At 31.0% G+C, this 22,400-nt stretch carries 20 protein-coding genes and 1 pseudogene; 6 read left to right on the top strand and 15 right to left on the bottom strand.

What is annotated here, in order from left to right:
• Positions 1-78: 78 nt before the first annotated feature.
• The gene (gene fabV / locus EG242_RS03020; RefSeq protein ID WP_124898444.1) at positions 79-1,275 is read right to left on the bottom strand and encodes an enoyl-ACP reductase FabV; all 1,197 of its coding nucleotides are present in this window, start codon (positions 1,273-1,275) and stop codon (positions 79-81) included.
• A gap of 239 nt (positions 1,276-1,514) precedes the next feature.
• On the opposite strand from fabV, the gene EG242_RS03025 reads away from it, so the two are divergent.
• Positions 1,515-2,741 carry a PQQ-dependent sugar dehydrogenase gene (locus EG242_RS03025; protein WP_124898445.1) on the top strand — a complete coding sequence of 409 codons (1,227 nt, stop codon included), beginning with the start codon at positions 1,515-1,517 and terminating at the stop codon, positions 2,739-2,741.
• A 34-nt stretch (positions 2,742-2,775) separates the two neighbouring features.
• Here EG242_RS03025 and EG242_RS03030 read toward each other — a convergent pair whose 3' ends face one another.
• Entirely contained in the window at positions 2,776-3,195 is a 420-nt protein-coding gene (locus EG242_RS03030) for an RrF2 family transcriptional regulator (protein WP_124898446.1), read from the bottom strand.
• A 118-nt stretch (positions 3,196-3,313) separates the two neighbouring features.
• Between EG242_RS03030 and EG242_RS03035 the strand changes: the two genes are divergently transcribed.
• Positions 3,314-3,940, top strand: a complete 627-nt coding sequence (locus EG242_RS03035; protein WP_124898447.1) for a peroxiredoxin — start codon at positions 3,314-3,316, stop codon at positions 3,938-3,940.
• A 33-nt stretch (positions 3,941-3,973) separates the two neighbouring features.
• Here the strand turns inward: EG242_RS03035 and EG242_RS03040 are convergent, their stop codons facing one another.
• The 8 genes from EG242_RS03040 to EG242_RS03075 form a co-directional block, all read right to left on the bottom strand.
• On the bottom strand, positions 3,974-5,008 hold the full coding sequence (locus EG242_RS03040; RefSeq protein ID WP_124898448.1) for a hypothetical protein: 1,035 nt from the start codon (positions 5,006-5,008) through the stop codon (positions 3,974-3,976).
• A 45-nt stretch (positions 5,009-5,053) separates the two neighbouring features.
• A complete protein-coding gene (gene purL, locus EG242_RS03045; RefSeq protein ID WP_124898449.1) occupies positions 5,054-8,743 on the bottom strand; it encodes a phosphoribosylformylglycinamidine synthase in 3,690 nt (1,229 codons plus the stop codon).
• 74 nt (positions 8,744-8,817) lie between these two features.
• Positions 8,818-10,335 carry a hypothetical protein gene (locus EG242_RS03050; protein ID WP_124898450.1) on the bottom strand — a complete coding sequence of 506 codons (1,518 nt, stop codon included), beginning with the start codon at positions 10,333-10,335 and terminating at the stop codon, positions 8,818-8,820.
• 67 nt (positions 10,336-10,402) lie between these two features.
• Complete coding sequence (locus tag EG242_RS03055; protein ID WP_124898451.1) at positions 10,403-11,539, bottom strand: glycosyltransferase; 1,137 nt, start codon at positions 11,537-11,539, stop codon at positions 10,403-10,405.
• Between the two features lie 23 nt (positions 11,540-11,562).
• The gene (locus EG242_RS03060; protein WP_124898452.1) at positions 11,563-12,522 is read right to left on the bottom strand and encodes a hypothetical protein; all 960 of its coding nucleotides are present in this window, start codon (positions 12,520-12,522) and stop codon (positions 11,563-11,565) included.
• A gap of 15 nt (positions 12,523-12,537) precedes the next feature.
• A complete protein-coding gene (locus EG242_RS03065) occupies positions 12,538-13,485 on the bottom strand; it encodes a hypothetical protein (protein ID WP_124898453.1) in 948 nt (315 codons plus the stop codon).
• Between the two features lie 3 nt (positions 13,486-13,488).
• Positions 13,489-14,577 carry a glycosyltransferase gene (locus tag EG242_RS03070; protein WP_124898454.1) on the bottom strand — a complete coding sequence of 363 codons (1,089 nt, stop codon included), beginning with the start codon at positions 14,575-14,577 and terminating at the stop codon, positions 13,489-13,491.
• Positions 14,574-15,365, bottom strand: a complete 792-nt coding sequence (locus tag EG242_RS03075; RefSeq protein ID WP_124898455.1) for a DUF5672 family protein — start codon at positions 15,363-15,365, stop codon at positions 14,574-14,576. The genes EG242_RS03070 and EG242_RS03075 overlap by 4 nt, the downstream gene beginning before the upstream one ends.
• Before the next feature lie 141 nt (positions 15,366-15,506).
• On the opposite strand from EG242_RS03075, the gene EG242_RS03080 reads away from it, so the two are divergent.
• A complete protein-coding gene (locus EG242_RS03080) occupies positions 15,507-16,274 on the top strand; it encodes a lipopolysaccharide kinase InaA family protein (RefSeq protein ID WP_124898456.1) in 768 nt (255 codons plus the stop codon).
• Here the strand turns inward: EG242_RS03080 and EG242_RS03085 are convergent.
• Both EG242_RS03085 and EG242_RS03090 read right to left on the bottom strand, forming a co-directional pair.
• The gene (locus tag EG242_RS03085; RefSeq protein WP_124898457.1) at positions 16,255-17,022 is read right to left on the bottom strand and encodes a glycosyltransferase family 2 protein; all 768 of its coding nucleotides are present in this window, start codon (positions 17,020-17,022) and stop codon (positions 16,255-16,257) included. The two genes, EG242_RS03080 and EG242_RS03085, sit on opposite strands and share 20 nt — an antisense overlap.
• Positions 17,012-18,088 (bottom strand): glycosyltransferase family 9 protein, encoded by a 1,077-nt coding sequence (locus EG242_RS03090; protein ID WP_124898458.1) that lies wholly within the window; start codon positions 18,086-18,088, stop codon positions 17,012-17,014. The genes EG242_RS03085 and EG242_RS03090 overlap by 11 nt, the downstream gene beginning before the upstream one ends.
• Before the next feature lie 56 nt (positions 18,089-18,144).
• On the opposite strand from EG242_RS03090, the gene EG242_RS03095 reads away from it, so the two are divergent.
• On the top strand, positions 18,145-18,969 hold the full coding sequence (locus EG242_RS03095) for a glycosyltransferase family 2 protein (RefSeq protein ID WP_124898459.1): 825 nt from the start codon (positions 18,145-18,147) through the stop codon (positions 18,967-18,969).
• Between the two features lie 15 nt (positions 18,970-18,984).
• On the opposite strand, the gene EG242_RS03100 is transcribed toward EG242_RS03095, so the two are convergent.
• Complete coding sequence (locus EG242_RS03100; RefSeq protein WP_124898460.1) at positions 18,985-19,197, bottom strand: hypothetical protein; 213 nt, start codon at positions 19,195-19,197, stop codon at positions 18,985-18,987.
• Positions 19,198-19,315: 118 nt separating this feature from the next.
• On the opposite strand from EG242_RS03100, the gene ettA reads away from it, so the two are divergent.
• Complete coding sequence (gene ettA / locus EG242_RS03105) at positions 19,316-21,004, top strand: energy-dependent translational throttle protein EttA (protein WP_124898461.1); 1,689 nt, start codon at positions 19,316-19,318, stop codon at positions 21,002-21,004.
• Positions 21,005-21,122: 118 nt separating this feature from the next.
• On the opposite strand, the pseudogene EG242_RS03115 reads toward ettA, so the two are convergent.
• Positions 21,123-21,461: pseudogene (locus EG242_RS03115) on the bottom strand (DUF892 family protein).
• Between the two features lie 64 nt (positions 21,462-21,525).
• Positions 21,526-21,741, bottom strand: coding sequence for a hypothetical protein (locus tag EG242_RS03120; RefSeq protein WP_124898463.1), 216 nt, complete (start codon positions 21,739-21,741; stop codon positions 21,526-21,528).
• Between the two features lie 473 nt (positions 21,742-22,214).
• Here EG242_RS03120 and EG242_RS03125 point away from each other — a divergent pair, with 473 nt between their 5' ends.
• Positions 22,215-22,391 carry a histone H1 gene (locus tag EG242_RS03125; protein ID WP_124898464.1) on the top strand — a complete coding sequence of 59 codons (177 nt, stop codon included), beginning with the start codon at positions 22,215-22,217 and terminating at the stop codon, positions 22,389-22,391.
• Positions 22,392-22,400: the final 9 nt, after the last annotated feature.

Below are 22,400 nucleotides of genomic sequence, written 5' to 3' on the forward strand. Positions count from 1 at the left end.
TTTGTGTTTTTGATTTATAGAAATAAAAAAATCGCACTAAATAAATAGTGCGATTTAAATATTACGTTTTAAGTTATTTTAAATACTTGGAACGTTAACTTGTTCGTCAGCTTCTGCTTCGTAATCTATAGAGTCAAAATTAAATCCAAATAAATTAAAGAAGTCATTTCTGTATCCTTCAATATCCGAAATCTCTTCTAAATTTTCTGTTGTAGCTTGTTTCCATAATTTGTCAACTTCTTGCTGAACATCTTCACGCATTTCCCAATCATCAATTCTAATTCTACCTTCAGCATCTAACGAAATATTTCCATCATCAGTATATAATCGGTCATTGAATAAGCGGTACATTTGCTCAATCGTTCCTTCATGAATACCTTTTTCTTTCATTACTTTATATAAAAGCGAAATGTAAAGTGGTACCACAGGAATTGCAGAACTTGATTGTGTAACTAAAGCCTTGTTTACAGAAACGTAAGCTTCGCCGTTTAAATCTTTTAAAATGTTGTTTATGGTAGATGCTGTAGCTTCTAAATCGTTTTTCGCCTGACCAATAGTTCCGTTGCGGTAAATTGGGAATGTTAATTCTGGTCCTATGTACGAATAAGCAACCGTTTTAACTCCATCAGCTAAAACTCCCGCTTTTTGTAGATCTTCCATCCAAAATTTCCAATCTTCTCCACCCATTACGGCAATTGTATTGTCAATATCTTCCTGACTTTCAATAGGATTTATAGTGATATCTGAAACTACACCTGTATGGAAATCAACCGTTTTGTTTGAAAATGTTTGTCCGATTGGTTTTAAGACAGAAGAATACGCAACGCCTGTTTTTGGGTGCGTTCTGCGTGGCGATGCCAAACTATACACAATCAAATCAACCGTTCCTAAATCTTTTTTGATCAATTCTATTGTTTGCTGCTTAATTTCGTCTGAAAATGCATCTCCGTTGATTGATTTTGCATACAATCCTGCGTTTTGAGCTTCTTTTTCAAAAGCAGCAGAATTGTACCAACCTGCAGTTCCTGGTTTGCCTTCGGCAGCTGGTTTTTCAAAGAAAACACCAATTGTTGCAGCACCAGAACCAAAAGCAGCTGCTATACGAGAAGAAATTCCGAAACCGGTAGAAGCGCCAATTACTAAAACTTTCTTTGGTCCGTTTTTAATTTCGCCTTGTGATTTAACATAATCAATTTGATTTTTAATGTTAACCGCCGTTCCGTCTGGGTGCGATGTTAAACAAATAAAACCTCTTGTTCTTGGTTTAATAATCATTTTGCTATATTTTAATTTATTTTGAATCTTGTTTTAAACATCAAATTTAACTATTTATATCTTATTTTAAAATTATATTTTCTCACTTAAAAATTGGACTGATATCAATTGATTTTTGAAAATATATTATTGCGTTTTTTGTATTGTAAATCATTTTTAACAACACAATTTATTTATAAATAATTATTTTATTGCATTTTTTGTAACTTTAGGTTTGAATAATTATAAATATTTGCGCTATGAAAAGAAATTATAGTTTTATTCCTGTTTTTATGTTGCTGGGAATTTTCTCTTGTAACGATGATAATACTACCAAAACTGAAGCGGTTACTTTGGGTGATCCGGTTGAAACACAGCAACCAAACACCAATTATAAGCCTGCTTTTGAAGGGCAAACGCGTATTGGAAGTGTAAAAACAGCTACAAATCTTAAAATTGATGTTATTGCTACCGGTATTGGTCGTCCGTGGGCGATTGTTGCAATGCCAAATAATAATTTGTTAGTGACCGATAAAAGTGGTTCAATGAAGATTTTTTCTGAAATGGGAACAATGATGACCGAGGTTTCAGGATTTCCTGCTGTTGATGACGGTGGACAAGGTGGAATGTTAGATGTTGCGTTAGATCCTGATTTCACATCAAACAGAATGATTTATTGGTCGTTTTCTGAATCATTTGGAAATGGAAATCTAACATCAATTGCTAAAGGAAAATTATCTGCAGATGAAAAATCGATAGAAAATCCGACAGTAATTTACAGAGCAGAACCTTCATATAACGGCAGTTTACATTATGGAAGTCGCTTAGCTTTTGACGATGCCGGAAATTTATATGCAACTATAGGCGAGCGGTCTGATTTAGTTACACGTGCGCAAGCACAACAATTAGATAAAGCTTTGGGTAAAATTGTTCGAATTACTAAAAATGGTCAAGCGGTTTCGGGCAATCCGTTTATGTCTACAGCGAACGCAAAACCTGAAATATATTCTTACGGGCACAGAAATCCGCAAGGTTTAGCGTTTCATCCGGTTACAAAGCAATTATGGGAATCGGAGTTTGGAGCCAAAGGCGGTGATGAGATTAATTTTATAGAGCCTGGTAAAAATTACGGTTGGCCAATTATTACGTATGGGTTGGAGTATAGCGGAAACAAAATAGGCGAGGGAATTACTCAAAAAGAAGGCATGGAGCAACCTATTTATTATTGGGATCCTTCGGTTTCGCCAAGTGGTATGGATTTTTATACCGGAAATGCAATTCCAGAATGGCAGCATAATTTATTTGTAGGTGCTTTAAGCGGTCAGCATATTATTCGTTTGGTCATTAAAAACAATAAAGTAACGGGTGAAGAGCGTTTGCTCGCAGATAAAAACGAGCGTTTTCGCGATGTATTGGCATCGCACCAAAATCAGTCACTTTATGCGGTTACCGATAACGGTAAAATCTATAGAATCAGTAAAAATTAAATAAAAAAAAACAATCTTCTCAAATTGCTTTTTTTTATTCAATATCCTTATCCATAATATCAGATAGGTATCTGTTTTCTAAAACTTGCAATAAAGCATCGCGAGCATCCTGAAAAATACCGCGTAATCCACAGGTTGCTTCACAACAATCGTCACAGGTTGCATAAAAATTCAAACTTACACACGGCAGCATAGCCAAAGGTCCGTTTACAACTCTGATAATGGAAGAAACTTTAGTTTTTTCTGGTTCCTGAGACAAAGTGTAACCGCCAAATCTGCCACGATGGCTGGTTAAGAAACCTGCTTTTTTCAGTTCATGAAAAATATTTTCTAAAAAAGCCTGTGGAATTTTTTTCTCTCGGGAAATGGTACTCATAAGCACAGGACCTCCTGCTTGATTCTTTGCAAGATACCCTAAAGCTTTTAGCGCATATTTCGATTTTTGTGATAGCATATACAAAATTGTCTGTTTACAAAATTAACAATAATTTATTAGTAATAAACTTCATTGTTTTAGTGAAGATTTACTTATGTTTACTATTTTTGTGAAGATTAATTTAAAAAGATAGAATATGTCATTAAGATTAGGAGATGTAGCACCAGACTTTACCGCTGATACCAGTTTAGGAATATTGAATTTTTATGATTATTTAGGTGATAGTTGGGGCGTTTTGTTTAGTCACCCAGCAGATTTTACACCTGTTTGTACTACAGAATTAGGTAAAACAGCAGTGTTAAAAGAAGAATTTGCAAAACGCAATGTAAAGCCTATTGCAATTAGTGTTGATGGTGTTGAAAGTCATAACAAATGGATTGAAGATATTAACGAAACACAGGCTGTTTCTGTGCAGTTTCCTATTATTGCAGATGAAGATAAAAAAGTTGCTGAATTGTACGATATGATACACCCAAATGCTAGTGAAACTGTAACGGTTCGCAGTGTATTTATTATCGATCCTACTAAAAAAGTTCGACTAACAATTACTTACCCAGCAAGTACAGGCAGAAATTTTAATGAAATTATTCGTGTTATAGATAGTTTACAGTTAACCGATCAGCATAAATTAGCCACACCAGCCAATTGGAATAACGGTGATGATTGTATTGTTACACCTGCTGTTGATACTGCAAAAGCACAAGAAATTTTTGGCGAAGTAAACATAGTAAAACCCTATTTACGTTACGTAAAACAACCATAAACAAAACCACCTTGATTTTATCAAGGTGTTTTTTTATAAATTAAATTCTATCAGCAGATATTCAGATTTTGATACATCATCTTTTTGGTTTGTATGAACAGCTTCAACAATCAGACTTTTTTCATTGATCCAAAATAAAGTATTTGGTACAATTTTAAAATTTGTGAAGTTCGCTAGAAGCTTCTCTTTAAATCGAAAATTATTATCTAAACCTGAAATCACAAGCAAACAACCTACATCATTATTATTTGTTAATTCGGCAAATTGTTGCGATTCTTTATTGTAAATCGGCAACGTACTTTTATATTGAATTTTTTCTTGTGCATTTCGTTTGCTGTAGAAAGAATATATGGTTTCATTGTCTTCATTAACCCTGAAAACATACGATTGCAGAACGGGAGAGAAACCAATTGGAGTTGCTAGATATTCTAATCCGGTTTCTTCTGAAGTTGCTTTAATAGGAACTTCAACTTGCTCTCCAGAATTTGTGCTAAAAGAATAAACACCCGTTTGACTATTAGTTTCGATGTTTCGTGTCGAAAAAATAAAAGTAGTATTTCCTTTGCGTCTGTTTTGCAGATAACTTTGCTTACTGATTAGCTTTACTGTACCGTATTTTTCAAACGATTTTGATTGATCATCATATACACCATTTAAATTGCTGTATCGAATTTCGTTTAAATCAACAGATTCTAAAGAAAAATCATCTTTCATTTTAAAATGCTTTTTCTTTACAAAACCATTATAACTTAACGGATTGCTTCCGTACGAAAAATAATTAACTTCATAAAACTCATCTGATTCATTTACAAGAAAAATTCTTTGGGAAGGCGAATTTTCAATTGTTTTAATCTGACTTTTTATGGTATCTGTTGAAGCAAATAATGTGACTTGCTTATTGTTTACAAAATACAATTCATTTTGTTGCTCCTCAATATCAAAAGAAATCTCTTTAAATTGAATAATGGTATCATTTACAGATGTTTGTTCTTGATTCGCTTCTTTTTTACAAGAAGCTATTGAAATTAAACCAATAACACAAACCGTTTTTATAATGATGTTTTTCATAAATTAATCTTTAAATGAACAAAAGCACCCGAAGGTGCTTTCAAATTATTTTTTATTAGTTACACACCAATTGCGTGCGTTAACAAAAGCTTCAACCCATGGAGAAACTTCGTCTTTTCTTCCTGCCGGGTAATTTGCCCAGTTCCAAGGAAACACAGAACGCTCAATATGCGGCATTGTAACCAAGTGTCTTCCTGTTGTATCGCACATCATGGCTGTATTATAGTCAGATCCGTTCGGGTTTGCCGGATATGCATCGTAGGCATATTTTGCAACAATGTTGTATTCGTTTTCGCTGTTTGGCAAATTGAATTTACCTTCACCATGCGAAATCCAAACTCCTAATGTTGTACCAGCTAAAGTTGACAACATAATTGAATTATTTTGTTGAACTTTTACCGAAACGAAGTTCGATTCGTGTTTTTGCGAGGTATTATGATGCATTTTTCCATGCACTTCATGATCCGGATTGATCAATTCTAATTCCATAAACAACTGGCAACCGTTACAAATACCAACCGACATAGTATCAGGACGAGCAAAGAAATTCTTTAATGCCGTATTTGCCTTTTCGTTGTACATAAATGCACCAGCCCAACCTTTTGCCGAACCTAAAACATCTGAATTCGAAAATCCACCAACAGCACCAATAAACTGAATATCTTCTAATGTTTCACGACCCGAAATTAAATCGGTCATGTGAACGTCTTTTACATCAAAACCAGCTAAAAACATTGCATTAGCCATTTCTCTTTCAGAATTAGATCCTTTTTCACGAATAATTGCTGCTTTTGGTTTTGCACCTGCATTAATTACTGGTTTCGCTCCATTAAAATGGGATGGGAAATTAAACTGTAAAGGTTGTTTTTTATAGTTCATTAAACGCTCGCGCGCCATACCGTTTTTAGATTGTTTTTTATCTAAATAATACGATGTAATGAACCAAGTATCACGTAATTCGTTAATATTAAAATTATACAAATCTTTACCAAAGAATACTTTTAGTTCATGACCTTCAGACGGAACCCCAATTTTTACAAACTCAATTCCGTTTAAAGACATTTTGTTTTCAAAAGCTACATCACTTTGTGCTTGTAAAACAACTGCAATGTTTTCGTTGAATAATGCTTTAATTAAATCTGGTTCGTTTAATCCTGTTAAATCAATATCTGCATCTAAATTATAGCCTGCAAAACACATTTCTAACAAGGTCGTGATTAATCCACCCGAACCAACATCGTGACCTGCAGCAATTTGATTATCGTTGATTAAATCTTGAATGGTATTAAATGCTTTTTTGAAATAAGCAGCATCTGTTATTGTTGGAACATCGTTACCGATCTTGTTTAAAATCTGTGCAAAAGCTGATCCTCCAAGTTTAAGTTTGTCTTTAGATAAGTTAACGTAATATATTGAGCCTGAGCTTTTTGATAAAACTGGTTCAACTACTTTTTTAATATCAGAACAGTTTCCTGCTGCTGAAATAATTACCGTTCCCGGAGCAATAACGTCTCCTTCAGGATATTTCTGTTTCATTGAAAGGGAATCTTTTCCTGTTGGGATATTAATTCCTAATTCAATCGCAAAATCAGCACAACCTTTTACAGCTTGATACAAACGCGCATCTTCACCTTTATTGTTACAAGCCCACATCCAGTTTGCAGATAATGAAATTCCGCTTATACCGTCTTTTATAGGTGCAAAAATAATGTTCGATAGTGCTTCACCAATGGCGTTTCTACTTCCTGCAACGGGATCAACCAAAGCAGTAATAGGCGAGTGCCCTACAGTTGTTGCAATACCTTCTTTTCCTTTAAAATCAAGTGCCATAACACCCACATTGTTTAAAGGCAATTGTAACGTACCAACACATTGTTGTTTAGCAACTTTTCCGCCAACACAACGGTCAACTTTATTGGTTAACCAATCTTTACAAGCAACAGATTCTAATTGTAAAACTTGGTTTAAGTAGTTATAAACTTCTTCTTTTTCGTATTCTAAATCTGCATAATTATAAACAACAGTTTCATCGTTCATAATTGTTTTTGGCGATGAACCAAACATATCTTCTAAAGCAAAATCCATTGGTTTTGCTCCGTTTGTAGCCGATTCAAAAGTAAAACGGTGGTTGTTTGTAACTTCACCTACATTGTACATTGGCGAACGCTCACGGTCTGCAACACGTTTTAATATTTCAATATCGTTTTTACCAATAACCAATCCCATACGTTCTTGCGATTCGTTACCAATGATTTCTTTAGCCGATAAGGTAGGATCACCAACAGGTAATTTATCTAAATCGATTAATCCACCGGTGTTTTCAACCAATTCAGACAAACAGTTTAAGTGTCCACCTGCACCGTGATCGTGAATTGATACGATTGGGTTAATGTCGGCTTCAACCATACCACGCACCGCATTCGCAGCACGTTTTTGCATTTCTGGGTTTGAACGTTGAATGGCGTTTAATTCGATACCAGATCCAAACGCACCTGTATCTGCAGATGAAACTGCTGCACCACCCATACCAATACGGTAGTTTTCCCCACCTAAAATTACAATTTGATCGCCTGGTTTGGGTTCGTGTTTCTTAGCTTGCTCTTCTTTTCCGTAACCAATACCGCCCGCCTGCATAATTACTTTGTCGTAACCTAATTTTCTAGCCTGTGCTGAGCCTGTCGAAGTATTTTCTTCGTGTTCAAAAGTTAAAACAGAACCGGTAATTAATGGTTGACCGAATTTGTTTCCAAAATCTGAAGCTCCGTTTGATGCTTTGATTAAGATATCCATTGGTGTTTGGTACAACCAATTACGCTCTTTCATTCCGTTTTCCCATTCACGATCGCCAACCAAACGTGAATAAGATGTCATGTAAATCGCTGTTCCTGCCAATGGCAACGAACCTTGACCACCTGCTAAACGGTCGCGAATTTCACCCCCCGAACCTGTTGCTGCACCGTTGAATGGTTCAACCGTAGTAGGGAAGTTATGAGTTTCTGCTTTTAATGAAATTACCGAATCAAAGTCTTTTTCTGAATAGAAATCAGGTTTATCGGCAGAATTTGGAGCAAATTGAGTTACACGCGGACCTTTTACAAAAGCTACGTTGTCTTTATATGCTGAAACAATTCCGTTTGGATTGGTTTCAGAAGTACTTTTAATTAATTTGAATAAAGAAGTTGGTTGTTCTTCGCCATCGATTACAAAAGTTCCATTGAAAATTTTATGACGACAGTGTTCTGAATTTACTTGTGAAAATCCAAAAACTTCAGAATCGGTTAATTTTCTACCAATTTTGTTAGCAACATTGTTTAAGTAAGCAACTTCTTCATTACTTAATGCTAAACCTTCTTGTTGGTTATAGGCTGCAATATCTTCAATTTCTAAAATAGGTTGTGGTTCAACATTAACCGTAAACATATCTTGGGTAAGAGAAGTGTATTTTTGAGAAATCATTGGATCGAAATCACTGAAATCTTCTGTTGTTTTTTGAAATTCTTCAATACGGATAATTCCGTTCACACCCATATTTTGTGTGATTTCTACCGCATTTGTACTCCACGGAGTAATCATTGCGGCACGTGGACCAACGAAATTTTGAGTTATTGAAGGTGTTTCTATTTGCGTAGCATTGCCAAACAGCCAATTTAGTTTTGCTACATCTTCTGTGTTTAAAGGAATTGAGGTTTGTACAGCGTAAACTATACCAGACGCATTTTCAAAAAATTGAATCATCGTTAAAAGATTTGTTGTGTGTGTTGTTTGAAAATAAAGAACAAAATTACTACTAAAAATTCATATTAGCAATACTAATCTGCCGAAGAACTAACGTGTTGGTATGCACCTAAATCTGCCGAAGTTAGTCTGCTTTTTCCTAATAAATCTTGTGGAACTTGCTGTGCAAAAAGTAAATTACCATAATTAATTAAGGAAGTGGCTTTTTCAGTAATCATTAATTCATTTTTATTTGTATTGTAAAAATACGGTTGATGTTCGTTGAAATTTTTAGCAATTAAACAGTTATTGAAATTGGTAATGTTGCTAAAATTGTAAGGGAAACTGTCGGTATTAAACCTATTCGCCGAATTTAAAAACTTGACTAACGAATATTCAAACTTAAAGGTGAAATTAGTCTCTTTATTTGCTGGAACCATCAATAACGATTCGCTTGCATTTCCGTAAATAATACTGTTTTTAAAATGTGCATTTAACGCAAAAGCATTTGTACCATCGCCATTATTCATTACTACCGCCGTTTGATTTTGTCGACTCCAGAAGTTAGCAAAAGTACAATGAGTAAAATCGTAAGTTCCGCCAAAATTAATGTTTAAGCCTGCAACACCGCAGTTATTGGTTACAATGTTTTTACCAATTACGTTTGCAACCTGTAAAAGAAGTGCGTTTTTTTCGCAATTATAAATTTGTAAATTGGTAAGGTTAACAGGAAGTTTGTTTTTATTTATAAATAAACCGTCAACGGCATTTTTAATAATTGCATTTGATATTGAAGCATCACTATCTTGACTAATCCAAATACCATCCCATTGCCCCGGAGTATCTTCAAAACTTGGTTCTAAACGATCGCCTTGAAAAACAGCAAGATTTTCTATAGATCCATTAACATTAAGATTAGCATTAGGAAAGGTAACCAAACCCGAATTTCTGTGAAAATGTACTTGTGTTCCTTCTGATACATTTAAGGTTTTATTAGGTGGAACAGCTGCATAACCATAAATTACATAGGGTTTGTTGTTATTCCATTCTAATTCGTTACCATTTGTAGCATCATTTTCATCTAAAAAGAAACCATAAATTTTAGTGTCGCCAAAGTTTAAGCTTTCATAAGATCCGTCTTCAAATTTTTGTGGATAAAGAAAAACAGCATCTTTTACCAAGGTTACCAAATTTACTTTTTGCTGATTGCTGCCTGCCTGAAACAGAATTTCATCGGTATATAAAAACTCTTTTCCGTTGGTTTGCTGTTTGATATCAACTGTGGTTTCAACAAAAATAAACAGACTGTCTTTTGCTAAAAGTTCAATGTTTTCGAAACTTTTTCCAGGCATTCCATCAACCATTAATCTAAAGTTTGAACTTTCTCCTTTCCCTAACTTAATAGAAGGAATTTTAATGTCTTTATTGCTTTTGTTGTACACTTTTAAATTGTAAGTGCTTGATCCAATGTTCGAAAAAATAGTATCAAGATAAACAGTGTCTTTAGAAAAAGCTAATTCTGAACCGGTTGCAGGTTCAAAATTAAAATCATCGCGGCAAGATGCTAAGCTAATGATGCTTACTAAAAGAATTATATGGTATAAAAATTTCATTTATTGTTTCTGTATTTGGGTTTTATTAAAAGTAACGAAAATTTACAAAATTATGATGTGTAATAAGTTAATTATTTAAAATATTCTTTAGTGTTTGATAGTGTAACTCGTTACTTTTTGCAGCTTGTAAGTTTTTATTGTAAGCTTTTAATGCTTTATCTGCTTTTTGTTTTGCTAATGTTGGGTTGTTGTAAATTGTTTCAATTTGTGTAACAAAATCATTAATATCTAAATAATTGGCATAAAAAATACAATCATCAGTTAAAACTTCTGCTGCGCCAACAGCATTTTTAAACATTATTGTAGGTTTTTGAAACCTTGCTGCATGCATTGCCATTAAAGAAAAAGCATCTTCTCTAGACGGAATTAAATATATATTGGCAACATCTAAATAATTTAATGGCGTTTGCGTATGTGGAACCAGTTCGATATAATTTTCTAGGTGAAGTTTGTCAATATCTAACTGAATTGCTTTTAAATATTCGTTGTTTTGTAATACACCAACAATATAAAATTTAAACTGTAAGGTTGGATTTTTTTCTTTTAATCGGTGTGCAATTTGCGGAATTAAATCAGTCCCTTTGGTAAGATTTGGGTGACCAATTGTTACAAGTACTAATTCGTTAACTTTAAAATTATTTACAAATTGTGGATCTTTAGAAAATGATTCTTCTGGAATTGTAGGATAAATAATTGTACAAATTTCTTTAGGTACATTATAATTTTCGACCAAATTAGTAACCGATGCTTGCGATACTGCAAAAACATAGTCTATATTTTTAAACTGATTAGCAGCTATGTCTTTATCTAAATAAATATCGGTTAAAAATTTACCTTCATGCACATACAATAACGTTTTAAGATTGTTGTTGTGGTGTTTTAAACTGCTTAATAAATTTAAAGTTACAATGGTGTTTCCGTAAATTAAATCGTATTTATTTTTTTTTAGAATACTTTCAATGTTTGCACTAAATAGTTTTGCTATTTTGCCAAAAACAGTCTTTCTTTTCTTGTTGATATAAAAATTTCTACAAATTTCTTTTAACTCTTTTTCAATTCCGCCAAAATAACTTAATACATAGATATCTATTACAAATTCATTTTTGTGATGTGCATTTATAAATTTCAAAAACGATAAAAGAGCATTTGGTGCACCTGTTTGTGAATCTTCATGTAAAACAAATAATATTTTTTTCTTTTGCATTTTTATAAAAGTATAATAAGACGTTAAATATTAAATATGTTTTTCACCCAAGACTGAATTGTATATTTTTTAAAAACTTTTTCATCTAAAGGACTATAAGGAGTATTTAAGAAATCTGCTGGAATTTCAATACTGTCCTCATTGATAACTAAAATATTTTGTGGGTCATAAAAGTCATAATTAATTACATTTTTGTTAGTTGTAATTATTTTCTTTTGATATGCCATAGCTTCAAAAAACCGAAAACTTAATCCGCTTTGATTTTCTCTAATTAAATCAATTAAAATAAAACTGTCTTTAGTAAATTGCTCCACTTCGGTTAGATTTTTATTTTCATTAAAGAAAATAATATTTTTATTAACCTTGCTGTTAGGTTTATCTTTTATAAAAAAAAGATAGTTGGAATAATTTAAAGAATCGAATGCATCGGCAATTCTACTTAAAACATACATACGTTCTTTATCAATTGATTGTATTGCAAAAGAAATATATTTAGGAGAACTATTTAATTTTATAGGGATGTTAGAAATATAGTTAAAGTTTGTAGTATGTTTAAATGGATATTTTGCCACATCTTCATCGTCAAAACAATAAATTTCATCAAATAAATCATTATAGTCTTTTGGTAAGGGTACACGTGTTAAGCTATCGTAATTATAAGCAATTAATTTATCAGTATACTTGCGCGCCAATAGAGAATAATTATCTGGAAAATAGCCTGGATTCACCATAAAGGTTATATCACTTTTATTTTTTGCATTTGTAAGTCTGTTTATTATTTTTTGTTGTTGAATTCTTTTTTTAAGGTTGATTTTTAAAATGTTTTTAGTAAAAAAATTCAGAATACGCACTCCAAAATTTGGATATTCATACTTAATCAAACAAGTGTTTACATAATTAACTTCGTGCCCAAGGTTTTCAAGTTCTTGTGCAATTTTTTGGTTAAACCCCCATAAATCAAAGCTAAAAATTGTTATTTTCATTAGTATAATTAAAATTTATATATTGATAACTGTTTTTATCCAGTTGTTTAAAGTGTATTTGTTATAAATGTTTTCTGGGATTGGCTGGTAATTTGATTTTAGAAAATTGGTTGTTATAGTTGGATTTTTTGCATCTATTACTAAAATGTTATTTGGATTGTAAAAATCATAATCAATGATATTTTTATTTGTAGTTATAAGCTTCTTTTGAAGTGCCATAGCTTCAAAAATTCTAAAGCTTAATCCATTTTGTCCATCGCGAACCAGATCTAATAAAATTTCTGAATTATCCATTCTCTTTTGAAAAGTTTCTAAACCAATTCGTTCGTTAAAAAAAATAATATTTTTATTAATTTTAGTATTAACCTTTCCGTAAACAAGAAATTCATAATTTTTAATATTTAACGAATCAAGCTGATCAGCAATTTTACTTAAAGTGAAAATTCGATCTTTACTTTTAGATTGAATAGTAAATGCTTTTAAAGTGTTTTTAAAATTTATAGGTGATTTTGGTAGATATATAAAATTGGTTATAAATTTAAAATCGTGTTTTTTACAATCGTTTTTATCGAACGAATAAATTTCATCAAAATAAGACATTTTATCGGCAGGTAATGGTAATTGCGCCATGCTGTCATAGTTATAAGCAATTAATTTTTTTGATTTTTTCCGAACTTCCTTTAAAATAGTATGATTAAAATGAGCCGGATCTACAACTAATGTAATGTCTTGAATTTCATTTAAAATTTTATCTAATACAAATTGGGTTTGTTTATTTTTTTTAAGATTTTTTTTTAAAATAGTTTTACTAAAAAAATTAATAATTTTTTCACCAAAATTTTTATAAACATGTTTAAATGCAGCACTATTTATATAAGTAGCTTCAATACCTTTGTTTTGAAGTTCATTAGCAATAAATTTATTAAAACCATATAAATCTAAACTTAAAATAGTTACTTTCATAAATTACAAATTAGTATAAAAATTATAATAATTTTCTTCTAAATTTTTTAAATCAAACTGCGATAAAACTATATCAAACGAACGTTCTTTGAATTGATTTGCTATATCGGGTTGCTCTAATAAAGATACACATTTTTCGGCTAAAAGATCTGCATCGCCAATATCTGTTAAATAACCGTTAGTTCCATCTTTTATTACTTCTGGTATTCCACCTGCTTTTGTTGATACAATTGGAATTTTTGATGCAAAAGCTTCGTAAATAGTTAAAGGCAATCCTTCTGTAATCGACGTCATTAATAAAATATCAAATTCTTTTAAATAATCGGCAACATTTGTTTTAAAACCTAAAAAACAGACAATGCTTTCTAATTTTTTTGTTTGTACTAATTCTTTTAAAATAGTTTCTTCAGATCCGGTTCCAAGAATAACAAACCGTACGTTTGATTTTTTTTTAATTACTTTTTCAGCGGTATTTATAAAAGTAACTAAATCTTTTTGTTTTGCTAAAGAAGAAATATTTCCAATAATCTTTAATTCTTTAGAAAAATTTAATTCTTTATGAATTAAACCTGTTTTGCTTTTATCTTTAAATTCCGAAACATTAATGGCGTCATAAATTGTCAACAGTTTCTCTTTGGAAATATTTATGTTAACAAATATTTTTTCTACAGCCTTTGAAACGGAAACAATTTTGAAAATATATTTATTGTCATATTTCAGTTTTTTTAAAAAACTATTTTTAATAATATTGTTTCTTTTGCGGCTGTAAATAAGTTTCACATCTTTTTTTAATAGTGCTTTGGCTATGATTGCAGCAGATAACGCACTTGAATCATGAATGTGTAAAACATCGATATTAAACTTTTTAACACAATTTATAATTGGTTTTATTAACGAAAAAACTTTATTTTTTTTTGTGTATGCAATTACTTGTGCTTTATCATTTAAAGCTTTTTTATAAAGAACAGCATTTTCTGGGCATAAAATATATTGGTCTAATTCGCCATACTTTTTTAAAAGGTTGTATATGGTGTACATTTGCGCATCGCCTCCACGCCATTCTACAATTGATGTTACATTTAAAATATTCATGATATGTATTTAGACCAAAATTTTACAACGCCTTTTTTATTAAATCCATGACAAGCAAAAGGTAATTCGCCATTTAAAAAGCCAAAAGCAACTTCAGGTTTCCTGTCTACACAAAAACATAAAGCGGTTTTATAATCCGGCTTTAAAAATGAATGTTTTTGTGGAACATACAATGACCAAAAAACATCTTCTATATGATAATTTTCTTTTTCTTTATTTGATAGAAAATAAGTGATCTGTTCTTTTTCTTTTAATGAAATATTGTAGAAAAGTTTTGTTTTTCTTAAAGAAAAACCTCCGTTTCCAACTTGATTTATGTGATTGTACAATCTTTGTTTTAACCCAAATATTCGCTTTATTTTATTAAAAATAAATCTTGATTTATGGTTAAATAATATTTTTTCACTGTCTAACCATGGGGCACCAATGTAATCAAATCCTTTTGAAATCCATAAAGACAATTCGTTTTTAAAAACATACGCATCGGTTTGGAAAATAAGCATATATTCATAATTTAAAAAAGCTTCATAGAAATGCGATGAAAGTAATAATTGATTATAACCGTTTATAGATTTAAAAAAGTGATCTTCAAATCTACAGATTTCATAATTAAATTGAATTTCATATTCTTTAAGGAAATCAATATCTAAAGATTCAGGAGCAATAAAAATAATTGGAAAACTTTTAAGGTGTTGATTAACACTTTTCAATGATTTCTTTTCAAAATCATCAAAAAACGCTCTGTATATAGGAATTAAAATAACTACTTTTTCTGTGTCATTTTTCATTAAGCAATAACATTTTCATACAAATATAGATATTATTATATAATTGAAAAGCTATAATATTGGTGTTTGTCAATATTTGTTAAATAATAAGCCAAAGAGATTGCTATTATCGTTATTTTTGTAGGTGTAATATTAAATTAAATGAAATTTATAATTAATCAAATTTTTAATAAAAGACAATCTGAAATTGAAAATTTTATTTTGAATTTTGATGTTGATGGGAAATTATTAGTAAAAGGTAGTAGAAATACCATTAAAATTTTTTCTTTAAACGATCAGTTGCTGAATATTAAAGCTTTTAAGAAACCTAATTTGCTTAATTCTTTTGTATATAGATTCATTCGTGATTCTAAAGCAAAACGATCATATAATTATGCTTTAAAATTATTAGAAAAAAATATTGGAACGCCACAACCTATTGCATTTGCTGAATATAATGATGCAATTGGTTTAGGTAAAAGTTTTTATGTGTGTGAGCATATTACAACCGAATATACTTACCGCGATTTAGTTGAAAACCCCAATTTAGAAAATCACGAAGCTATTTTGCGCGCGTTTACTGTTTTTTGTTATAAACTACATGAAGCAGGAGTAGAGTTTAAAGATCATTCGCCAGGAAACACGTTGATAAAAATAAATAAAGATCAATCGTATTCTTTTTATTTGGTTGATTTGAATAGAATGCAGTTTCATGCCGAAATGCCGTTTAAACAACGCATGTATAATTTACGCAGACTAACGCCTAAAAAAGAAATGATTGCCATTATGGCAAACGAATATGCGAAGTTGTACACGCAAAAAACTGAAACCGAAATTTTTAGCTTAATGTGGAATTTAACAAGCGAATTTCAAATGAAATTTCATAGCAAACAAAAAATGAAAAAGAAAATTAAATTTTGGAAACGCTAGATTTATCTAGCTTTTTCATTTCATTGTAGCGCTCTTTTATACCTTGGGCGTACACTTTACAAATTGTAAATCCTTTTGATCCATCTAAAAAACCTAACCTAAAAAAATAACGGTTTAAAAACGTATAAATTGGATGAAACACAGCTAAAAAAGTATTAGGTTTTGTGCCGTTATTTAATTTTTCAATAGCTTTTAAACGGTTGTAATAAAAAACTTTGTCTTTAAAATGCTGATGGTGTGCGTACGAATAATGAATTAAATAATTATTTAATGTACCTAAATTATCATTAAAGTTTAATTTTTCATGCACAATACCGTGGTATTTAGCATTTTTCTTTTGAAACAAACGTAGGTTTTTGTCCGATTGTAATCCAGAAAAGTTAACAGGTTCATTAAAAAAGTAAAACTTTCGTTTTAAGTAATATCCTCTTTTAGTATTATTTGAATTTAAAACACCCTGAATTTCCTGCTTTAAGTCATTTGAAATTCGTTCATCACCATCAATAAATAAAATCCAATCATTAGTTGCGTAATCAATTGCGATATTGCGTTGTTCAGAAAAATTATTAAAAACGTGTTGATAAACTTTAACCTGTGGAAAATCTTTTAAAATTTCTAAAGTATTATCGGTACTAAAAGAATCAACCACGATAATCTCATCTGCAAAATCTAAATTAAGCATAAGATTCCTAATGTTTTTTTCTTCATTAAGGGTAATAATTAAGGCAGTGAGTTTATTATTGTTCATTAATCAAATTACTTTTGATAAAATGGGTTAGCAAATCTCCGAAAAATTCGGGTAAAAATAAATTATAAAGGTTGTTGTTTTCTTTTTTTATTTGTTTTAAGCGCTTATTTTTAAAAAGATCCGGTTTGTAATCGTTTAAATGAACCGATATGTGTTTTATCCCGTCTTCAAAAGTACTCCAAGCTATTTTTTCAATCCAAGGCGAAAATATAATAAAAGTTGGTTTGTTTAAAGCTTTTGCCATATTCATGGTGCCACCATCGTTACCAATTACAAAACTACATTGGTTTAACAAGGCAAGTAAACCGCGTAAATTGTTGCCTAAAACATTAAAAAATATTCTTTTCTGCGTTTCTACCGAACATAAATTTAAAACTTTTTTTGCAGTTTCAATTTGGTTGGGAATATAGTTTAATAAAATTTGCACATCGCTTTTTGCAACCATATCAACCACTTTTGCCATGTGTTTTAGCGGATATGTTTTTGTTTCGCTACTACCAATAATATTAAGCATTACAATTGGTTTTTGCAAATTAACGTTGTGTTTTTTTAAAAGATTTATTGCATTTTCATTTTCTTCATCGGTTATTTTAATCGTAGGATGCGTTACATATAAATCTTTGGATATTTTTAATGGATCTAATAATTTTAAACGATGCTCTATGACCAACCCTAAGTTTGTTTTTGGTTGCTGATCTCTTTCTATTAAATGGGTAAACAATAAATTAGAAATTTTCTTTTTAAATGAAATTTTGGTTTTTGCATTTGATAATCCTACAATTAACCAACTTTCTAACTTGCTGTAAGCATCAATTATAACATCGTAATTTTGTTCTTTTAATGATAAAGCAAAGCTAATAAGTGCCTTTTTGTTGTCTCTGTATTCATTTTTAAAAAAGATAACATTATAATTTTTATCGTTTTCGGAAATTACAGGATAGGTGTTCTCATAAATTAGGTAATCAATCTGCGCAGTAGGATAGGCTTTGCAAAGTGTTTCGCACAAAATAGTGCTTACTAATACGTCGCCAATCATTTTTTGTTGAATCACCAATATTTTTTTCATACTTTTTACAAAAAGTTATTTCTACAAAAATATTAAAATACTCTATATTTGCTTGCATGAAACCAAATATTTCAATAATTGTTAGTACATATAATTCTCCCGAATGGCTAGAAAAGGTTATTTGGGGATTTTCCGCACAGACATATACAGCGTTTGAATTGATTATTGCCGATGATGGATCAACTACAGATACCAGCGAATTAATTAAAAATTTACTGCAACAAGTGTTTTTTCCTATAAAACATGTGTGGCATGAAGATAACGGTTTTCAAAAAACCATTATACTTAATAAAGCAGTTTTAGAAACATCGACAGATTATATTATTATGACCGATGGCGATTGTATTCCGCGTAAAGATTTTGTTGAAACTCATGAAAAATTACGGAAGCCAAATGTTTTTCTTTCGGGCGGATATCATAAATTATCAATGGATCTATCAAAATTAATTACAAAAGAAGATATTATTTCTGGCAATTGTTTTAATGTTGATTGGCTTGTGACTAACGGAATGAAAAAATCTTTTAAAAACAATAAATTGAGCGCTTTTGGCATTAAAAGTTCTTTTTTAAACTTTATTACACCGACAACACCTTCATGGAACGGGCATAATTCTTCTGCCTGGAAAAAAGATATTTTATCTGTAAACGGTTTTGATGAACGTATGGAATATGGTGGCGAAGACCGTGAATTAGGCGAGCGTTTAGTTAATAAAGGTATAAAAGGTAAACAAATACGGTATAGCACTACTTGCGTACATTTAGATCATGCGCGTGGTTATGTAAATGAAAAAGCATTAGCTGTTAATAAACAAATTAGAGAAAATACAAAAAATACAAAAAGCATTTGGACAGAATATGGTATTAAAAAAGGAACTCGTTAAAAGTTCCTTTTTTTATTAGATTTTAATATAATTAATCTCGTTTTCGTACGATCTAACCGCACCGCTTTTCAAAACAACAAGCAATCTGCCTTCGTCACTCCATCTTGCAGCCTCGATTTCTTCGCCAACAAAAAGTTCTAATTCGTGATTGTTTTCGTCAACAATATATAAAAGCTGACCGTTAATTCTAAAATTATTCGATTTTTTAAAGTTCTCTGTAAATTCCATATCAATTATCTTTTATTCAAAAATACAAAACAGATTTTTAATTGCAACCAAATAAATCTTTATTAATACAATTTTAAGTGGTATTTTTGAAAAGTATCAAAATTATATACAAAAAATTATGTCAGACGATAAAAAAGTAATCTTTTCAATGTCGAAAGTGAGTAAAACCTACTCTTCGACAAACAAAACAGTGCTTAAAGATATTTATCTAAGCTTTTTTTATGGAGCCAAAATCGGAATTTTAGGTTTAAACGGTTCAGGTAAATCATCCTTATTAAAAATTATTGCAGGCGTTGATAAAAATTATCAGGGCGATGTAGTTTTTGCACCAGGATATTCGGTTGGGTACCTAGAACAAGAACCGCAGTTAGATGAAACCAAAACCGTAATTGAAGTGGTACGCGAAGGAATGGCAGAAGTGGTTGCTATTTTAGACGAGTTCAATAAAATTAACGATATGTTTGGCTTGCCAGAAGTTTATGAAGATGCAGATAAAATGCAGAAACTTATGGATCGCCAAGCAGATTTACAAGATAAAATTGATGCAGTAGGCGGATGGGAATTAGACAATAAATTAGAAATTGCCATGGACGCGCTTCGTTGTCCTGAACCAGATACGCCAATTTCGGTACTTTCAGGTGGTGAACGTCGTCGTGTGGCTTTATGTCGATTGTTATTACAAGAACCTGATGTATTACTTTTAGATGAGCCTACCAACCACTTAGATGCAGAATCGGTTCATTGGTTAGAACAACATTTACAACAATATAAAGGAACCATCATTGCGGTAACGCACGACCGTTATTTCTTGGATAATGTTGCCGGATGGATTCTTGAATTAGACCGTGGCGAAGGTATTCCATGGAAAGGAAATTATTCTTCTTGGTTAGATCAAAAATCTAGCAGAATGGCACAAGAAGAAAAAGTGGCATCAAAACGTAGAAAAAATTTAGAACGCGAGTTAGATTGGGTTCGTCAAGGTGCTAAAGGTCGACAAACAAAACAAAAAGCACGTTTACAGAATTACGATCGTTTATTGAATGAAGATCAAAAACAATTAGAAGAAAAATTAGAAATCTACATTCCAAACGGACCACGTTTAGGTACAAATGTTATTGAAGCTAAAGGTGTTGCGAAAGCATTCGGAGATAAAATTTTGTATGATAATTTAAATTTCACGTTGCCACAAGCGGGTATTGTTGGTATTATTGGACCAAACGGTGCAGGTAAATCTACTATTTTCCGTATGATTATGGATGAACAAAAAGCTGATGCTGGTGAATTTGTTGTGGGTGAAACTGTAAAAATTGCGTATGTAGATCAATCGCATACAAATATAGATACAGAAAAATCGATTTATGATAATTTCGCAGATGGTCAGGAATTAATCATGATGGGCGGTCGTCAGGTTAATGCTCGTGCTTATTTATCGCGTTTTAACTTTGCAGGATCAGATCAAAACAAAAAAGTTTCAACATTATCGGGTGGTGAACGTAACCGTTTGCACTTGGCTATGACTTTAAAAGAAGAAGGTAACGTATTGTTATTAGATGAGCCTACCAACGATTTGGATATTAACACCTTACGAGCTTTAGAAGAAGGTTTAGAGAATTTTGCAGGTTGTGCTGTAATTATTTCTCACGACCGTTGGTTTTTAGACCGTGTTTGTACGCATATTTTAGCTTTTGAAAACGATTCTGAAGTTTATTTCTTTGAAGGATCTTTCTCTGAATACGAAGAAAATCGTAAAAAACGTTTAGGTGATGTAGCACCAACGCGAATTAAATACAAAAAATTAGTTCGCTAATTAAACTTAAAAAGCTGTTCAACTGAACAGCTTTTTTATGTTGTTATTTATTCTGCGGCTGCATTAAATTAATTTCTTTGTATGCAACGTTTGTAAGTTTTGTATCTGCATCTTTTTCTTATTTAAGTGTTTGTTCTAGTAACTTGGCAACTCCTTTTTCACCTAAAGTTTTAGCAAAGGCTACCAAAGTTCTATAAAATGCAATTTCGGAATGTTCAATTTTTTGCTATGAAGAAATAATAGCTGCATCACGAATAGCTCTGGGTTGCGTTTCTTCTAATATTCTGTTATTTTCTTCGATTAAACTTTCAATAGCACTACATTTTATTTCACGGTCTGAGTCACCTAAAAGTTTAAAAACTTTTTGCAAACGTTCAATTTGTCGTTCGGTAACAATTATATGCTCTTCAATATCATTTTTAATTTTTTCAGCTGTTCGGTAGCTGTTTTTTATCATTTGTTTTCATAGCATATAATTTTAATTAAGTTGTAATTCACAACTTTAATTGAGCCTCTATTTTTTAAGGATGCACATAATAAGTGATTTTAAACGGGTTAAATGCATTTATACCTTCAATTAGTTTTTCTCTATCGTTAGAATCGTACCATTTCTTGGTGTTTTTATCAAAAAAAGAAAGAACTGTCATATACACATTATGTGTTTTAAAATTAACTACGTATAAACCTGATTCCTCTGGTTGAGATAGAGGATATGTTACCCATCGCATTGCTTTCATAAGTGTATTTTTTAATAGTTCTACATTGGTTTTTTTAAATTTAATAGTTTAAAACGTTTTATAAAAAACACACTCATTAACCTACCAAAGCAATGAGTGTGTAAATTCTTATATTCAAAACTATTTATATTAGGTCAAGATGTATGCCAATGCGTATTCATATATAACATATTTATGTTAGGTACAGTACATGCTGTTTTTTTATATTTTAATTATATATAATGTAATATTGTTAATGATTTTTTTTTTGGTGAATAATTTCCACAAAATGTATAAAATATCGTTAAAATGTCATTATTTATTAAATAAAATTATAATATAGCGCTGTGTGTGTTCTAAAAGTTATAGCGTTTTGCCATGTATTAATTATTAGCGGTGAAAAACTAAGGTTTACTTAATAATTTAAATGAGGTTAGGGTGTAATAATTGATTGCAAATCCTTATTTTTGGGAAAATTTAAACAAATTTATATAATGAAAAGTATTTTAGAAAACATCGTTTCAGAAATGGAAACATTAAAAACAGACGCTAATGCACAAATTGAAAGTGGTAACAAAGCAGCAGGAACACGTGCGCGTAAATCGACTTTAGCTTTAGAAAAATTAATGAAAGAGTTTAGAAAAGCTTCTTTAGACGCATCTAAAAAATAATGTAGAAAT

This window comes from Paenimyroides viscosum, assembly GCF_003858535.1.
GTDB classification, from domain to species: domain Bacteria; phylum Bacteroidota; class Bacteroidia; order Flavobacteriales; family Flavobacteriaceae; genus Flavobacterium; species Flavobacterium viscosum.

Coding starts and splice junctions, on each gene's coding strand:
- EG242_RS03080 (WP_124898456.1), top strand. CDS start 15,507: ATGAAATTTATAATTAATCAAATTTTTAATAAAAGACAATCTGAAATT.
- EG242_RS03085 (WP_124898457.1), bottom strand. CDS start 17,022: ATGAACAATAATAAACTCACTGCCTTAATTATTACCCTTAATGAAGAA.
- EG242_RS03025 (WP_124898445.1), top strand. CDS start 1,515: ATGAAAAGAAATTATAGTTTTATTCCTGTTTTTATGTTGCTGGGAATT.
- EG242_RS03065 (WP_124898453.1), bottom strand. CDS start 13,485: ATGAAAGTAACTATTTTAAGTTTAGATTTATATGGTTTTAATAAATTT.
- EG242_RS03035 (WP_124898447.1), top strand. CDS start 3,314: ATGTCATTAAGATTAGGAGATGTAGCACCAGACTTTACCGCTGATACC.
- purL (WP_124898449.1), bottom strand. CDS start 8,743: ATGATTCAATTTTTTGAAAATGCGTCTGGTATAGTTTACGCTGTACAA.
- EG242_RS03100 (WP_124898460.1), bottom strand. CDS start 19,197: ATGGAATTTACAGAGAACTTTAAAAAATCGAATAATTTTAGAATTAAC.
- EG242_RS03055 (WP_124898451.1), bottom strand. CDS start 11,539: ATGCAAAAGAAAAAAATATTATTTGTTTTACATGAAGATTCACAAACA.
- fabV (WP_124898444.1), bottom strand. CDS start 1,275: ATGATTATTAAACCAAGAACAAGAGGTTTTATTTGTTTAACATCGCAC.
- EG242_RS03090 (WP_124898458.1), bottom strand. CDS start 18,088: ATGAAAAAAATATTGGTGATTCAACAAAAAATGATTGGCGACGTATTA.
- EG242_RS03120 (WP_124898463.1), bottom strand. CDS start 21,741: ATGAAAGCAATGCGATGGGTAACATATCCTCTATCTCAACCAGAGGAA.
- EG242_RS03050 (WP_124898450.1), bottom strand. CDS start 10,335: ATGAAATTTTTATACCATATAATTCTTTTAGTAAGCATCATTAGCTTA.
- EG242_RS03095 (WP_124898459.1), top strand. CDS start 18,145: ATGAAACCAAATATTTCAATAATTGTTAGTACATATAATTCTCCCGAA.
- EG242_RS03060 (WP_124898452.1), bottom strand. CDS start 12,522: ATGAAAATAACAATTTTTAGCTTTGATTTATGGGGGTTTAACCAAAAA.
- ettA (WP_124898461.1), top strand. CDS start 19,316: ATGTCAGACGATAAAAAAGTAATCTTTTCAATGTCGAAAGTGAGTAAA.
- EG242_RS03125 (WP_124898464.1), top strand. CDS start 22,215: ATGAAAAGTATTTTAGAAAACATCGTTTCAGAAATGGAAACATTAAAA.
- EG242_RS03040 (WP_124898448.1), bottom strand. CDS start 5,008: ATGAAAAACATCATTATAAAAACGGTTTGTGTTATTGGTTTAATTTCA.
- EG242_RS03070 (WP_124898454.1), bottom strand. CDS start 14,577: ATGAATATTTTAAATGTAACATCAATTGTAGAATGGCGTGGAGGCGAT.
- EG242_RS03030 (WP_124898446.1), bottom strand. CDS start 3,195: ATGCTATCACAAAAATCGAAATATGCGCTAAAAGCTTTAGGGTATCTT.
- EG242_RS03075 (WP_124898455.1), bottom strand. CDS start 15,365: ATGAAAAATGACACAGAAAAAGTAGTTATTTTAATTCCTATATACAGA.